This is a genomic window from Streptomyces sp. A0642, from assembly GCF_004795105.1.
Taxonomy (GTDB): domain Bacteria; phylum Actinomycetota; class Actinomycetes; order Streptomycetales; family Streptomycetaceae; genus Streptomyces.
Map to the genome: position 1 here is coordinate 52,490 of NZ_SSBL01000012.1, position 15,014 is coordinate 67,503.

Genomic DNA, 15,014 nt, shown 5'->3' on the forward strand with positions numbered 1-15,014 from the left:
GTACCGTCCGAGGACACCGCCATGAAGACGACCAGCCGACCCCCGACGAACGAACCGGCGTCCGCTCGCGCCCACGCGCCCGCCGCCCCCGTGGTCGAGATCCGGGGGGTGCACAAGAGCTTCGGCTCCCTCGACGTCCTGCGCGGCGTCGACCTGTCCGTAGGTCCCGGCGAAGTGACCGTGATCCTCGGTCCCTCCGGCTCCGGGAAGTCCACGCTGCTGCGCACCGTCAACCACCTGGAGAAGGCGGACCGGGGATCGATCACCGTGGACGGGGACTTCGTCGGGTACCGCAGGAAGGGCGACAAGCTCCACGAACTCCCCGAGCGCGAGGTCCTGCGCCGCCGCACCCGGATCGGCTTCGTCTTCCAGAACTTCCACCTCTTCCCCCACCTGACCGTCCTGGAGAACATCACCGAGGCCCCGGTCGCCGCCCTCGGCCGCACGAAACAGCAGGCCGCCGCCACCGCCCGCCGGCTGCTGGCCCGGGTCGGGCTCGACGGCAAGGCGGCCGCGTACCCGGGACAGCTCTCCGGCGGCCAGCAGCAGCGCGTCGCCATCGCCCGGGCCCTCGCCCTCGAACCGAGGCTGCTGCTCTTCGACGAGCCCACCTCCGCGCTCGACCCCGAACTGGTCGGCGAGGTCCTCGACGTCATCAAGGACCTCGCGCAGCAGGGCACCACGATGATCGTCGTCACGCACGAGATCGGGTTCGCGCGCGAGGTCGCCGACACCGTCGTCTTCATGGACGAGGGACGGATCGTCGAGCAGGGCCCGCCCGCCGAGGTGCTCGGCCGGCCGCGCCACCCACGGACGCGCGCCTTCCTCTCCAAGGTGCTGTGACCCGGCACCCCGCATCCACGAGCCACGTCCGCACCCTCCGAAAGAGCCCGCCCCATGTCCTCTCTCCGCCCGCTCCACCTGGCCGCCGGGATCGGCGGCCCGCCCCGCTACGACCCCGCGCACTACACCGGCCTCGCCCGGCTCGCCGAGCACGGAACCCTCGACTTCGTCACCCTGGGCGACTCGTTCGCCCGGCCGGGACCGGACGCCCTCTCCGTGCTCTCCCGGGTCGCGCCCGGAACGCGCAGGATCGGACTCGTCCCGACGGTGACCACCACCCACACCGAGCCCTTCCACGTGTCGTCCGCCGTGGCCACGCTGGACTGGGTCAGCCGGGGCCGGGCCGGCTGGTGGGTGGACGTGTCGACGACCGCCGCCGAGGCCCGGCTGTTCGGACGCCGCCCCGCCGCGCCCGCCGCCGGACTGTGGCGGGAGGCCGGCGAGGCCGCCGACGTGGCGGCACGGCTCTGGGACAGCCGGGAGGACGGCGCCGACGTCCGGGACGCCGCCACCGGACGCGTCCCCGACCGTGCCAGGGTCCACCGCACCGACTTCGAAGGCGCCGCCTTCCGCGTCCGCGGACCCGGCATCGTGCCCCGGCCCCCGCAGGGCCACCCGGTCACGGTCGTCGACGGCACGGCGGATCCCGCCCGGGAGACCGCCGCCCGCCACGCCGACGTGGTGCTCGTACGGGCCGGCACCCCCGAGCGGGCCGCCGGGATCCGCGACGACGTGCTCCGCCGCGCGGCGGCCCACGGGCGCGACCCCGGGACGCTGCGGGTGCTCGCCGCGCTCACCGTCGATCTCGGCGACGTCGAGTCGGCCCCCGAACCGGGCCTGGAGAGCGGTCCACCGCTCGCCGGGCACGGCACGTACTACCGCGGCGGGCCGGTCGACCTCGCCGACCTCATCACCCAGTGGCACCGTTCAGGAGCCGTCGACGGCTTCCACCTCACCCCGATCACACCCGAGCGCGACCTCGAACGGATCGTCAACGGCACGGTGGCCCTGCTCCAGCACCGCAGCCTGTTCCGCACCTTCTACCCCGGCGGCACCCTCCGCGAGCACCTGGGGCTGGCCCGCCCGGCCAACCGGTACGCCCTCCGAGGAGCACGGGTATGACGGCCGCCCCCAGACAGATGCGCCTCGCCGTGCACTTCCCGGTGGACGACACCGTGCCGAGCGATCCGCGCTCCGGCAGCCGGATCGCGTTCTCCTCCTTCGAACACCTCGCGCGGACCGCCGAGCGCGGGCTGTTCGACTTCCTCCTCCTCGCCGACGCGCTTCCGCCGCCCGACCGGGGCGGCCCCGGCCGCGATCCGGACGCGGGCCGCCCCGAACCCCTCACCGTGCTGGCCGCGCTGGCGGCGGTCACCGACCGGATCGGCCTCGCCGCCACCGTGAGCGCGACCTTCAACGAGCCCTACGAGGTGGCCCGCCGGTTCGCGACCCTCGACCACCTCAGCGCGGGCCGTGCCGCCTGGAACGTCACCACCGCGGCCGACGCCCGCATCGCCGAGAACTTCCGGCGCGGCGGCCGCCTCGACCGGGAGAGTGAACACGCCCGTACCGCCGAGTTCATCGCCACCGCCCGTGAGCTGTGGGATTCCTGGTCACCCGGCGGGGACCCCCGCCCCTTCGCCCACCACGGCCGGCACTTCTCGGTCGAGGGCGAGTTCACCGTCCCGCGCTCCCCGCAGGGGCACCCCGTCGTCATCCGGACGGGGCACTGCGCGCAGGCCCGCGAGTCCGCCGCGTCGGACGCCGACGTCGTCCTCACCCGGCACGGCACCCCGGAGGCGGGGCGTGCCTTCCGCGCCGACGTCCGGGGGAGGCTCGCCGCGTACGGCCGGGAGCCCGGCGCCCTCACAGTCATGCCCCGTGCCGGCGTGGTGCTGGGCGACACCGATGCCGAGGCGCGGGAGCGGGCGGCCGCACTCCGGCGCGAGCCGGACCGGGGGAGCGGCGTGTCCCTCCGGCAGACGGTCACCGGGGCGGCGGCCTGTCGGCCGTTCGTCGGCGCCCCGCGGACCGTGGCGGCGGAGATGGCCCAGCGCGTCGCCACGGGGGCCGCCGACGGCTTCGTGATCGTTCCCCATCCCACCTCCGGCGGCCTCGACGGCTTCGTCGACCGGGTCGTCCCGCTCCTCCAGGAACGGGGGGTGTTCCGCACCGCGTACACCGGCTCCACGCTGCGGTCGCACCTCGGACTCGCCGAGCCGGAATGGAAAGGTTGACCCCATGAGCACGGACGCACAGCAGCAGGCGGCGCGGGACTGGGACCACTGGCACCAGGAGCGGACCGCCACGGTCGCCGCACCGTACGGGCCGCTCTCCCTCACCGGGACCCATTGGCTCTCCGATTACCCGGAAGGGCGAATTCCGGCCGTCCCGGGGCAATGGCGGGAGGACGGCGACGAGGTGGTGCTCACCGCCGGCCCCGAGGACGCACTGAGCGTCGACAACAAGCCCTTCACCGGCCAGGTCCGGCTCGCCGCCGACCGCGGGCGCATCGAGGACTCCCGGGTGGCGCACGGCGAGCGCCGGCTCGTGGTGCTGAGCCGTGAAGGCCTGTGGGCGGTAAGGGACTTCGACCCGGACTCCCCGGCGCGGCGCGCCTTCCGGGCCATCGAGGCCACGCCGTACGACCCGGGCTGGGCCGTGCCGGGGGCCTTCCGCCCGTACACCACCTCACGCACGGTCCGGGTGGAGAACGCCGACGGCGTGGAGCGCGGGCTCGGGCTCGGCGGGGAGATCGCCTTCGAGCTGGCGGGCGTCGAGCACACCCTCCAGGTCGCCGTCGAGGACGACGGCTCTCTCTGGGCGGTCTTCGCCGACGCCACCAGCGGGAACACCAGCTACCGCTTCCGGTTCCTGCGGCCCGCCGCACCGGACGCCGACGGCACGGTGACGGTGGACTTCAACCGGGCGCTGCTGCCGCCCTGCGCCTTCGCCGACCACTTCATCTGCCCGTTCCCGCCGCCCGGCAACACGCTTCCCGTCCCCGTCGAGGCGGGGGAGCGGAACAGGACCGACGGCTGACCCCGGCCTCTTCGCCGACACCCCGCGTCCGGCCCCGGCAGACCTCGTCCGCCGGGGCCGGACGACGGACGGCGGAAGCGTGTGACGCGGGGAGCCGCGGAAGCGTGTGATCCGCGGAGCTCAGGCCAAAAGGCGCCCTTGCGCGAGAAGTTGACGCCTTGAATACTCCCGAGCAGCGCTTGTCAGGGGCACGGCATATCCGCAATGCGGACGGACGGCCGGGACCCTGACTGCGCCTCACGGGTCCGACCACCCCACAGGCGGACCCCCGACTCCCCCCGGGAGGAAACAAGTGAGGATCAAGCGCACCACCCCCCTCGGCAGCACCGCGAGACGCAGCAGGGCCGTCGGCATCGCCGCAGGACTTGTGGCGGTCGCCGCACTCACCGTCCCCAGCGCCCAGGCCAGCTCCACCGGAACGTACAGCGCGAACCAGCTCTCCGCCGCGAGCGACGCCGTCCTCGGCGCCGACGTGGCCGGCACGGCCTGGAACGTCGACCCCGTGACGAAGAAGCTCGTCGTCACCGTCGACAGCACGGTCTCCGCCTCGGAGATCCGGCAGATCAAGGAATCCGCGGGCGTCAACGCCGGTGCTCTGCGCATCGAGCACACGTCCGGCAGGTTCAGCAAGCTGCTCTCCGGCGGCGACGCCATCTACGCACCCAGCTGGCGCTGCTCCCTCGGATTCAACGTCCGCAGCGGCACCACCTACTACTTCCTGACCGCCGGTCACTGCACCGACGGCAACCCGCCCTGGTACACCAACTCCTCACACACCACGAGCATCGGCCCGACGGTCGGATCGAGCTTCCCGACCAACGACTACGGTCTGGTCCGCTACGACAACACCTCCGTCGCCCACGCCGGCACCGTGGGCAGCGTCGACATCACCGGCGCGGCCAACGCCACGGTGGGGATGTCCGTCACCCGCCGCGGCTCCACCACCGGCATCCACAGCGGCACCGTCTCGGCGCTCAACGCCACGGTCAACTACGGCAACGGCGACATCGTCTACGGCATGATCAAGACGAACGTGTGCGCGGAGCCCGGTGACTCCGGCGGTCCGCTCTACTCCGGCTCCAAGGCGATCGGACTCACCTCGGGCGGCAGCGGCAACTGCAGCTCCGGTGGTACGACCTTCTTCCAGCCCGTCACCGAGGCACTCAGCGCGTACGGCGTCAGCGTCTACTGACACGCCGGGTGGCCGGTTCCGTCCCCCCGGAACCGGCCCGTCCCTCGAAAGCGCATGTCGAACAGGCCGAGCCCCCGCCCGAATTCCGGGCGGGGGCTCCCGCTGACCCCGCGGCTTTTGAGAGGATGTGGCACAGGACGGTCACGCAGGAGCAACGGGGGCGGATGCTGCGCCTCCCGGAGGGATGCCCTCCGGGAACCCCCGGCAGACACCCCAGGGGGTTCCAGGTCCGTGAAACGCATCGGAGTGACCGGTCACCGCAGCATTCCGCAGGAAGTCCACGCCCATGTGCTGGCGTCGATGCGAGCGGCGTTCCGCGGATGCGACGGCGCGGTGGAGGCGCTGTCCAGCCTGGCCGTCGGCGCCGACCAGCTCTTCGCCGACCTCGCACTCGCCCACGGCGCCGAGCTGACCGTGGTCATCCCCAGCGGCGACTACGAGGCGTGCTTCGCCGACGGGACCGAACTCGCCCGCTACCGGGCGCTCAAGGCACGCGCCGTGCGTGAGGTCAGGCTGGACTTCCCGCACTCCACCGACGAGGCGTACTACGCCGCCGGCGCGTACATCGCCGACCACTGCGACCGGCTGATCGCCGTGTGGGACGGCCGCCCCGCCCGCGGCCTCGGAGGCACGGGGGACATCGTCAGGTACGCACGCGGGCTCGGCCGGCCGGTGACGGTGATCTGGCGTGAGGGGGTCGAACGGAGCTGACGGGCCGTCGCCGGTCCCGGCACGCCGTGCGCCCCCTCACATCTGGTGCCGGGCGAGCCAGTCGGTGTGCTGGGGCGAGACGATGCGCTCGGTCTCGAACACCGCCCGCGGCCACTGGCGCTCGTTCAGGGTGGTCTCCATCGCTATCTGCATCGACTCCAGGTCCTTCTCCACCAGGGAGTGGGCCGATATCAGCGGATGGTGGCGGCGCATCTCGGCCCAGGCGAGACAGGCGGCGGCCGCTGCGGAGAGCACTCCGGTGAGCGCGAAGGACTGGCCGACCGAGAAGGACCTGAGCACGGCGAGGAGCAGGGCGAGCGCCGTCAGCGCGGCGATGGTGGTCGACCAGACCAGGGTGGCCCGCCGGGACACCTCCTGGCGCCTGCGGTACCAGCTGCGCTGCTCGATCAGCCGGTCCCGCACATAGGTCTCCTTGCGTACGGTGAATGCCTTGTCCCGTAATGCGCGCATGGAATCGGTGATCAGTCCGCCGGAATCGGCCGTCCGGTCCCGGGGGTCGGTCCAGCCCACCTTGCGGAGCTCCTGAAGGCCCTCTTCGAGCCGGTTGGCGAACACCGCTTCGGGGTGCTGCGTGCCGGTGTCGAAAGGTGAGCCGTGCACCGAGTAACGCCAGCACATCGATTTGATGAACTCTGCCGCGGACCGATTGAGTTGCCAATGCGACTTTGCTTTCCGCCGGGAGGTGAGGTAGGTGGTGACCAGGACGCCGAGGTAGGCCAACACGGCCGCGCAATCGGTGAGTTGCAGCGAGCCCGCGAGCTCCGCGCGCCAGGGCAGCGCGGCCGGTACGGTGCCCGCGACCAGCAGGATGAGCTGCCACCGGGTCGTATTCACCGCCTCCCGCTGGCGGGCGACCGCAATGGCGTCCGTGTGGTGAAAGAGCTCCGGCAGATCAGCGTTCCTGAAGACCATGCTCTGCAGTGGTCCGGGAATCGCCGTCATGTTCACTCCCGTCTGCGGTTATGTGGTCACCCGGATGGCGGAATCTTTCGTTCCGCTCGAACCGGGCCGGTCCCGTGTGACGCTCGTGTTCCAAGTGGGCGTCCTCAGTTGCCAACCGAGGCCATGAGAGTAAAGTCGTGCCGCCGGACACTGCAATGGTGCAGGTACCAACGCTGGTTTCCTGTCCGGAACCATTCCATCGGAACGAATCCCCTAAAGGACGGCCGTGAAGACCACTGAATCCTCCCTCTCCTTCGCCGTTGCGAAGAAGAGCCGTGTGCCCCTCGCGGCGATCGACGCGCGTGGCGGCGAAGCAGCCAGGAAGCTCGGTCGAGTGCATGTCGCCTCCGCCGGTCGCCCCACCCAGGCATCCACCTTCAACTCGTCCCTCTGACCCCCTTTCACGGATCACTCCTCCGGGGCGGCCGGTCTGCCGGATCACCCTTCCGGGCTGGCTAGACTGGTGGAATGACAGGACCCCTGGTCCCATTCCGTGAAGTAGTCCTCAAGGTTCACAGCAGGTGTGATCTTGCCTGTGACCATTGCTATGTCTACGAACATGCCGATCAGAGCTGGCGAACCCGTCCGAAAACAATCTCTGACGAAGTCATTTTCCGGACTGCTCAGCGCCTGGCTGAGCATGCCAAGACACACGCACTGCCCTCCGTGTCAGTAATCCTGCACGGAGGGGAGCCTCTGCTGGCCGGCCCCGCCCGGCTGCGGCGCATCTGCGAAGAGCTGACCTCCGCCTTCGACGGCATCGCCGCCCTCGATCTCCGGATCCACACCAACGGTCTGCAGCTCAGCCCGCGCTATCTCGACCTCTTCAGCGAGTACGACGTCAAGGTGGGCATCTCCCTCGACGGCGATCGCGCGGCCAACGACCGGCACCGCCGCTTCGCCGACGGGCGCAGCAGTCACCCCCTCGTACTCAAGGCCGTCGAGCTGCTCCGGCAGGAGCGCTACCGCCATCTCAACCTCGGCCTCCTGTGCACCATCGACATCGAGAACGACCCCGTCGCGGTCCTCGACGCGCTCACGGAGCTCGAACCGCCGCTCATCGACTTCCTGCTTCCCCACGCCACGTGGGACGACCCGCCGCCGCGGCCGGACGGATCGCCCACCGCCTACGCCGACTGGCTCCTCGCGGTCTTCGACCGCTGGCAGGAGCAGGGGCGCCCGGTGCCCGTGCGGATCTTCTCCTCGGTGGCCTCCACGCTGGGCGGCGGTCCCAGCCTCACCGAGTCGCTCGGCCTCGCGCCGACCGACCTCGTCGTCGTCGAGACCGACGGACGGCTGGAGCAGGTCGATTCGCTGAAGAGCGCCTACGAGGGTGCGGCGGACACCGGATTCGACGTCTTCGCGCACACCTTCGACGAAGTCGCGGCGCATCCGGGCGTACGGGCCAGACAGCTCGGCCTGGACGGCGTCAGCGAGACGTGCCGCCGCTGCCCCGTCGTACGTTCGTGCGGGGGAGGTCTGTACACCCACCGCTACCGCTCCTCGCCCGACGGCGAGGGGTTCGACAACCCGTCCGTGTACTGCCACGACCTCGCCGCCCTGGTGCACGGCATCGAGGCCCGGACGCCCGCGGACACCGTGGCGCCCGCGGTGGCCGGCCCGGCCGAACTGCTCGCGGCCCAGGAGGACCTCACCCGCACCCTGCTGGCGCGGCTGCACGCGGACCTGGACGGCGGGGGCGGTGAGCGGTGGGCGCGGGCGTGGGAGCTGGCGGCCGTCCTGGAGGGATCGGAGGAAGGGGCCCGGGGGCTGGACGGCGTACTCGCCCATCCGTACACGCGCACCTGGCTGCTCGACGCGCTGGCCGCCCTGCACGAGGACCGCCCGCAGGCGGCTTCCCTGGCCGCGGACGGGCTGCAGACCCTGCTCGCCGCGGCCGCCGTGCGGGCCGGCCTCGACCTGCGTGTGCCGGCGCCCTACCGGGACGGCGGGCTCGTCCTTCCGACGCTGGGCCGCCTGACGGTCGCCGGGCCGGGGGAACGCGGCACCGTGCTAGTGCGCGCGGCCGGGGAGGGATTCCTGGCGGGGCCCGCCGGCGGGGCCGAGCGGAAGATCCGGCGGTCCGCCGCGGCCGAGCCCGGCTGGCTGCCGGTGCGCGCCTTCCCGCTGCCGGGCAGCCCGTTCCCGGGCCACGGCTTCGTGATCGACGACCTCGACCCGCACCGGGACTGCTTCGCCGCGCCCGCCGCGGCCACGCTCGCCCCGGCGGCCGCCGGCCGTCTGGGCGACGCGCTCACCGAGGCCTGGGCGCTGATCGGGGAGCGGGCTCCCGCCCACGGCGCGGAGTCCCTGGACGGCCCGCTCACCTTCACCCCGCTCACCGGCGGGGCGCCGGGCGAGCCGTGGGTGGGGCGGCACGGCTACGGCGCGCTCGGCATCGGGGCGGACCAGGACGCCGGCACGCTGGCGCTCACGCTGTTGCGCGGCGTGCGGCGGGCGAGATTCAGGGCACTCGTGGACGTCACGGATCTTTACGCGGCGGACGGCGCCTGGGAACATCGAATGCCCTGGAAGGAAGAATTGGTTCCGTTTTCCCGGCTGCTGGAAGCTGCCTATGAACGGCTGGCGCTCGCGGCATTCGATCCCCGGTACCGGGATGGTCTGCCACAGGCGCTCGACACGCTGGAAGGGGCCGCCGAACTCACCATCGGCGGGAAACGTCTTCTGACCCGGATGCGAAAAGAATTCTGAATACCGGATTCCGGTTCGACGGACGGGGCGCGGGGCCCGGGACAACCGGGGAGGAACACCCGCAGACCGCATGCGCGCAGGAGTGTGATCGACGGGGCCTGGGAACAGATGACTGAAAAGCGGCGTTGATTGACCGAACGTCATGGGGGTGGAGCAAGGTCCGCTCCGGAATGATGAATTCGCTCGCATTCTCTTCACTCATCGAGTGCGGGTGCTCACACAGGACGGGGGTCGTGTGCACGCGACGACGCAGCAGCGAGCGGCGGACCATCGGCCGTACTTCTTCTTGAGTTACGCCCACACACCGGGGTACGGCGGTGGCACGGACCCCGACATGTGGGTCGAGCGGCTCTTCCAGGATCTCTGCGGCCACGTGATGGCCATGACCGATCTCCCCGCGGGCGCGCCCGCCGGGTTCATCGACCGCGAGATACGTTCCGGCGAGGGCTGGTCGGAACGGCTCGGTGAAGTGCTCGCCACCTGCCGGGTGTTCGTACCGCTGTTCTCGCCGCGTTACTTCGCCAGCGAGATGTGCGGGAAGGAGTGGTACGCCTTCGCCCAGCGGGCCATCCACCACCGGGCCCGCTCCAACCAGCCGGCCGAGGCGATCGTCCCGGCCCTCTGGGTGCCGGTCCCACCCAGCCAACTACCCGGACCGGCCGAGCGATTACAGTTCAACCACCGTGATTTCGGGGACCGTTACGTCAGTGACGGCCTGTACGGACTGATCAAGCTCAAACTCTTCAACGAGGAGTACGAGCGTGCGGTGTACGAACTCGCCAAACGCATCGTCAGCGTCGCCGACACCGTACGGATCGGCACCGGACGCCCCGTCGACTACCGGCTGGCCCCCAGCGCCTTCGGCTCGGCGGGCAGCGGAACGGGCGGCCCCCGCCCCATGCAGGTGACCATCGCCGCCGCCACCCGCCACGACCTGCCCGAAGGGCGCAACGCCGACTACTACGGCGACAACCCGCAGGACTGGAACCCCTACCACCCCGACGCCGCACGGCCCCTGGCCTATGTCGCCGAGGACCTGGTGCGCTCCCTCAACTACCAGGCCACCATCGCCTCCTTCGACGAGGACGCGGGTCTACCCGCCGGCAAACAGGGCCCGACCACGCCGGAGATCCTGCTCGTCGACCGCTGGGCGCTCCGGGACGAGGACCGGTGCCGGCGGCTCGCCGCCTTCGACGCGGAGAACCGCCCCTGGGTGACCCTGGTCGTGCCGTGGAACCGGGACGACCACGAGAGCAGAGCCGCGGAGGCCGAACTGACCGCCAAGCTGGAGCGGACCATGCCGACCAAGATGCGCCAGGGCCGCGCCTACTGCCGCGCCGCCGCCAAGGGCGTGCCCAGCATGGAGGCCTTCGGGCAGATCCTGCCCCAGGTGGTCGAGGTGGCCGCCCAGCAGTACCTGAGACACGCGGCCGTCTATCTGCCCGCCACCGGCGGCGGAGGACCCGGCGAACGGACTCGCCTGATGGGACCGATGGCGCAGACCCAGTACATCCCCGAGACACATGACGCTGCGACGGATGCGGAGGACACGGATGACGGCCAGTCGTGACGGGCGCATCGTCACCTTCTACTCGTACAAGGGCGGTACCGGGCGCACCATGGCCCTGGCCAACACCGCCTGGATTCTCGCCGCCAACGGCAAACGGGTACTGGCCGTCGACTGGGACCTGGAGGCCCCCGGACTGCACCGGTTCTTCCATCCGTTCCTCGACCCCTCGACGCTCGGCGCCACCACCGGTGTCATCGACCTGATCACCGAGTACGCCTGGGCCGCGACCAGTCCGGTGCAGCGGGCCGACGACTGGCACCGGGACTACGCGCGGATCCAGCCGCACGCCGTCTCGCTCACGCCCGAGGCCCTCGGCTGGGAGTTCCCGCACGGCGGAACGCTCGACTTCGTCTCCGCCGGCCGGCAGAACCGCGAATACTCCGCGACCGTCTCGACCTTCGACTGGGACAACTTCTACGACCGGCTCGGCGGCGGCCACTTCTTCGACGCGCTGCGCGACGACATGAAGGCCAACTACGACTACGTCCTCATCGACAGCCGTACCGGCCTCAGCGACATCGCCGACATCTGCACGGTCCACCTGCCCGACGTGCTCGTCGACTGCTTCACCCTCAGCGACCAGTCCATCGACGGCGCCGCCTCGGTCGCCCGGCAGATCTCCGAGCGCTACACCGGCCGTCCCATCTCCATCTTCCCCGTCCCGATGCGGATCGACGAGGGCGAGAAGGAGAAGGCGGACGCCGGACGGGCGCTGGCCCGGCTGAAGTTCGACCGGCTGCCCCGCGACCTGTCGGGGGACGAACTCACCGCCTACTGGGGTGCGGTGGAGATCCCGTACCGCCCCTACTACGCGTACGAGGAGACGCTGGCCACCTTCGGCGACGAGGCGGGGCTCACCAACTCCCTCCTCTCCGCCTTCGAACGGCTCACCTCCGTCATCACCGACCAGCAGATCACCTCGATGCCACCCGTCGGGGAAGAGGTGCGGCTGCGCATCCGGGACGCGTTCACGCGGCGCAGGCCCGCGCTGCCCGCGGATCTCTTCCTCAGTTATGTGGCGGAGAACCGGATGTGGGCCGACTGGATCGAGTCCGTGCTCACCCGGGCAGGCTTCCGCGTCGTGCCCCGCGACGTGTCCGCTGAGCGCGGGCCCCAGGACGCCGCGCCCGGCACTTCCGAGAACGCGGTCCGGACCGTGGTCCTGCTCTCCAGCGCGTACCTCAAGTCGCAGCGCGCGGTGAACCTCTGGGACCGGGCCGTCGCCGAGGACCCGGGCGGCGGGCGGCGCCATCTGCTGCCGCTCAGGGTCGGTGACGTACGGCTGTCCGCGGCCTTCATCGACCGCAACCCCGTCGACCTGTTCCGGCTCGACGAGGTGCACGCCACCGCCGCCCTGTTACGCGCCCTGGACCGGCCCGTGCAGCTCACCGACGCCGTCTCGCCCGGCCCGCGCTTCCCCGGCACCGTCCCCCGGATCTGGAACGCGCCGCCCCGCAACCCCGGCTTCACCGGCCGCTCCCTCGTCCTGGAGCGGATGCGCGACCAGCTCGGCGGCGGCATGGCCGTCGTCCTGCCGCAGCCGCAGACCCTGTACGGCCTCGGCGGCGTGGGCAAGACACAGGTCGCCCTCGAGTACGTGCACCGGTTCATGGCCGACTACGACCTGGTCTGGTGGATATCGTCCGAGCAGACCGACGACGTGGTCGCGGGGCTCGCCGAACTCGCCGTCCGGCTCGGCGCCCAGGGCGGCGACGACATGGCCGCCGCCTCACAGGAGGCCGTCGACCTGCTGCGCCGCGGTGTGCCGTCGGACCGCTGGCTGCTGGTCTTCGACAACGCCGACGACCCCGAACGGCTCCGGCGCTACTTCCCGCAGGGGGGCTCCGGCCACATCCTGGTCACCTCCCGCAACCAGGCATGGTCCCAGCACGGCGACGCGCTGCCCGTCGACGTCTTCCTGCGCGAGGAGTCCATCGAGCACCTCCAGCGCCGCGCGCCGGGGCTGAGCGACGAGGACGCCGCCCAGGTGGCCACCGCGGTCGGCGACCTGCCGCTCGCCGTCGAACAGGCGGCGGCCTGGATCGCGGAGACCGCCACCCCGATCGACACCTACCTGGAACAACTGGCCCAGCAGGCCCCGGAGGTCCTGGCCCTCAACCAGCCGGCCGGCTATCCGGAACCGGTCGCCGCCACCTGGAACATCTCCATCCAGCGGCTCAAGGAGCGCTCGCCCGCCGCGGTGCGCCTCCTCCAGCTCTGCGCCTTCTTCGCCCCCGAGCCGATCTCGGGGAACCTGCTGTACAGCAAGGAGATGATCGAGGCGCTGAAGCCGTACGACGCCTCGCTCCAGGAGAAGCTCGTGCTGGGCCGCGTCATCCGGGAGATCGGCCGGTTCGCCCTCGCCAAGGTCGACCAGGTCTCCAACTCCATCCAGGTGCACCGGCTCGTCCAGGCGGTCATCCGCGCCCAGCTCACCGAGGAGGAGCAGCGGGACGCCCGGCACGCCGTCCACCGCATCCTGGCGGGCGCCCGGCCCGATGACGACGAGCCGATCGACAACCCGGCCAACTGGGCCCAGTTCGCCACGATATGGCCGCACCTGGGCCCGTCCGACGCCCGCAACTGCAAGGAGCCCGAGGCCCGCAGGCTCCTGATCGACCGGGTCCGCTACCTCTGGAAGCGCGGTGACTTCAGGACGGCCACGACGCTCTGCGAGGAGCTGCGCGAGATCTGGCGCGAGACGCTGGGGGAGCGGGACATCCAGTACCTCTACCTCTGCTTCCACCTGTCCAACATCTACCGCTCGCGCGGCCGGTACGTGGAGGCGAAGGACCTCGACGAGATCACCCTGGCCACCCAGCGGGAGGTGCTGGGCCCGGAGCACCCGCACACGTACATGAGCACCAGCAGCCTGGCCACGGACCTGGGCACGCTCGGGGAGTACACCAGGGCGATCGAGCTGGCGACCGAGGCCACCGACGGGTTCAACCAGATCTTCCACGACTCGCACCCCAGGGCCCTGGCCGCGGCCAACAACCTGGCGTTCACCCTGCGGTCCATCGGCCAGTACGCCAAGGCCCGCGAGATCGACCAGGACGTCTTCGACCGGCGCCGCGAGGTGCTCGGCGAGGAACACCCGTACAGCCTCTCCTCCGCCATGAACCTCGCCCGCGACCTGCGGGACGTCGGGCGGTACGAGGACTCGGTCGGCATCCTCAGCCGTACGTACGACAGCTACAAGGCCACGCTCGGCCGGTCCTTCCCCGGCACGCTCAGCGCGGCCAAGAGCCTCGCGGTCTCGCTGCGCCGGGCGGGCAGGCTGGAGGACGCCCGCCGGCTCACGGTGGCGACCCGGGCCCGGTACCGGGCCAAGTACACCTCCGCCAACCCGGAGTCGCTGGCCTGCGACCTCAACATGGCGGCCGACCTGTTCGCGGCAGGCGAGGCGGCGGAGGCCCGGAGCACCGCGCAGGAAGTGGTCGACCAGTACATGAAGGTGCCGGGCGAGAAACACCCGTACACGCTGGCGGCGCTGAACAACCTGGGCGTCTACCTCTGGGGGACCGGCGCGTCCGAGGAGGCGGAGCAGGTGCTGACGAGGGTGGTCGCCTCGATGCGCGAGGTGTACGGGCGGGAGCACCCCAACACGCTGTTCAGCGTGATGAACCTGGCCAACGCCACGGCGGAGCGGGGTGATCTCGATCTGGTGCTGAAGACCGAGCGGACCCTGGCGGTGCAGTTCCGGGAGGTCCTGGGCGCCCACCATCCGGAGACGCTGGCCATGAAGTCGAACATGGCGGTCACCCTCGGAGCGATGGGGCGCGACAGCGAGGCGCTCCAGGTCAGGGCGGAGACGGTCGACGAGCTGTCGCGGCAGCTCGGTGAGGAGCATCCGCTCACCCGGATCGCCCGGGACGACCGCCGGTTCCAGCGAGAACTGGAGCCCCAGGCGGTGTGAGGCGCGCGGGAGAGGCGGGAGCGGCCGGTGGCCGGACGCTCCCGCCGCTCCCGCGGTTCAGT

11 protein-coding genes are annotated in these 15,014 nt (G+C 71.4%); 10 read left to right on the top strand and 1 reads right to left on the bottom strand.

Annotation, left to right across the window (positions count from 1 at the left end; all coding sequences use genetic code 11):
- The first annotated feature begins 90 nt into the window (after positions 1-90).
- The 6 genes from E6R60_RS20985 to E6R60_RS21010 all read left to right on the top strand — a co-directional run bounded on the left by E6R60_RS20985 (position 91) and on the right by E6R60_RS21010 (position 5,788).
- Positions 91-843, top strand: coding sequence for an amino acid ABC transporter ATP-binding protein (locus tag E6R60_RS20985; RefSeq protein WP_206309478.1), 753 nt, complete (start codon positions 91-93; stop codon positions 841-843).
- A gap of 54 nt (positions 844-897) precedes the next feature.
- Positions 898-1,965 carry an LLM class flavin-dependent oxidoreductase gene (locus E6R60_RS20990; RefSeq protein ID WP_136328153.1) on the top strand — a complete coding sequence of 356 codons (1,068 nt, stop codon included), beginning with the start codon at positions 898-900 and terminating at the stop codon, positions 1,963-1,965.
- Positions 1,962-3,080: an LLM class flavin-dependent oxidoreductase gene (locus tag E6R60_RS20995; RefSeq protein ID WP_136328154.1), complete on the top strand. Its 1,119-nt coding sequence runs from the start codon at positions 1,962-1,964 to the stop codon at positions 3,078-3,080. The genes E6R60_RS20990 and E6R60_RS20995 overlap by 4 nt, the downstream gene beginning before the upstream one ends.
- Before the next feature lie 4 nt (positions 3,081-3,084).
- The gene (locus E6R60_RS21000; RefSeq protein WP_136328155.1) at positions 3,085-3,885 is read left to right on the top strand and encodes a DUF1684 domain-containing protein; all 801 of its coding nucleotides are present in this window, start codon (positions 3,085-3,087) and stop codon (positions 3,883-3,885) included.
- Positions 3,886-4,177: 292 nt separating this feature from the next.
- Entirely contained in the window at positions 4,178-5,077 is a 900-nt protein-coding gene (locus tag E6R60_RS21005) for a S1 family peptidase (RefSeq protein ID WP_136328156.1), read from the top strand.
- Between the two features lie 231 nt (positions 5,078-5,308).
- Positions 5,309-5,788, top strand: a complete 480-nt coding sequence (locus E6R60_RS21010) for a hypothetical protein (protein WP_136328157.1) — start codon at positions 5,309-5,311, stop codon at positions 5,786-5,788.
- A gap of 36 nt (positions 5,789-5,824) precedes the next feature.
- Here E6R60_RS21010 and E6R60_RS21015 read toward each other — a convergent pair whose 3' ends face one another.
- On the bottom strand, positions 5,825-6,751 hold the full coding sequence (locus tag E6R60_RS21015) for a DUF4231 domain-containing protein (RefSeq protein ID WP_240802638.1): 927 nt from the start codon (positions 6,749-6,751) through the stop codon (positions 5,825-5,827).
- A 226-nt stretch (positions 6,752-6,977) separates the two neighbouring features.
- On the opposite strand from E6R60_RS21015, the gene fxsA reads away from it, so the two are divergent.
- From fxsA to fxsT, 4 genes are all read left to right on the top strand, one after another.
- Complete coding sequence (gene fxsA, locus E6R60_RS21020; protein WP_206309473.1) at positions 6,978-7,145, top strand: FxSxx-COOH cyclophane-containing RiPP peptide; 168 nt, start codon at positions 6,978-6,980, stop codon at positions 7,143-7,145.
- 74 nt (positions 7,146-7,219) lie between these two features.
- The gene (fxsB, locus tag E6R60_RS21025) at positions 7,220-9,463 is read left to right on the top strand and encodes a radical SAM/SPASM protein FxsB, inactivated metallohydrolase extension form (protein WP_206309474.1); all 2,244 of its coding nucleotides are present in this window, start codon (positions 7,220-7,222) and stop codon (positions 9,461-9,463) included.
- 211 nt (positions 9,464-9,674) lie between these two features.
- Positions 9,675-11,033 (top strand): FxsC protein, encoded by a 1,359-nt coding sequence (gene fsxC / locus E6R60_RS21030; RefSeq protein WP_240802642.1) that lies wholly within the window; start codon positions 9,675-9,677, stop codon positions 11,031-11,033.
- Entirely contained in the window at positions 11,017-14,952 is a 3,936-nt protein-coding gene (fxsT, locus tag E6R60_RS21035; protein ID WP_136328158.1) for an FxSxx-COOH system tetratricopeptide repeat protein, read from the top strand. The genes fsxC and fxsT overlap by 17 nt, the downstream gene beginning before the upstream one ends.
- Positions 14,953-15,014 lie beyond the last annotated feature (62 nt).

Coding starts and splice junctions, on each gene's coding strand:
- E6R60_RS21015 (WP_240802638.1), bottom strand. CDS start 6,751: ATGACGGCGATTCCCGGACCACTGCAGAGCATGGTCTTCAGGAACGCT.
- E6R60_RS20990 (WP_136328153.1), top strand. CDS start 898: ATGTCCTCTCTCCGCCCGCTCCACCTGGCCGCCGGGATCGGCGGCCCG.
- E6R60_RS20995 (WP_136328154.1), top strand. CDS start 1,962: ATGACGGCCGCCCCCAGACAGATGCGCCTCGCCGTGCACTTCCCGGTG.
- E6R60_RS21000 (WP_136328155.1), top strand. CDS start 3,085: ATGAGCACGGACGCACAGCAGCAGGCGGCGCGGGACTGGGACCACTGG.
- fxsT (WP_136328158.1), top strand. CDS start 11,017: ATGACGGCCAGTCGTGACGGGCGCATCGTCACCTTCTACTCGTACAAG.
- fxsB (WP_206309474.1), top strand. CDS start 7,220: ATGACAGGACCCCTGGTCCCATTCCGTGAAGTAGTCCTCAAGGTTCAC.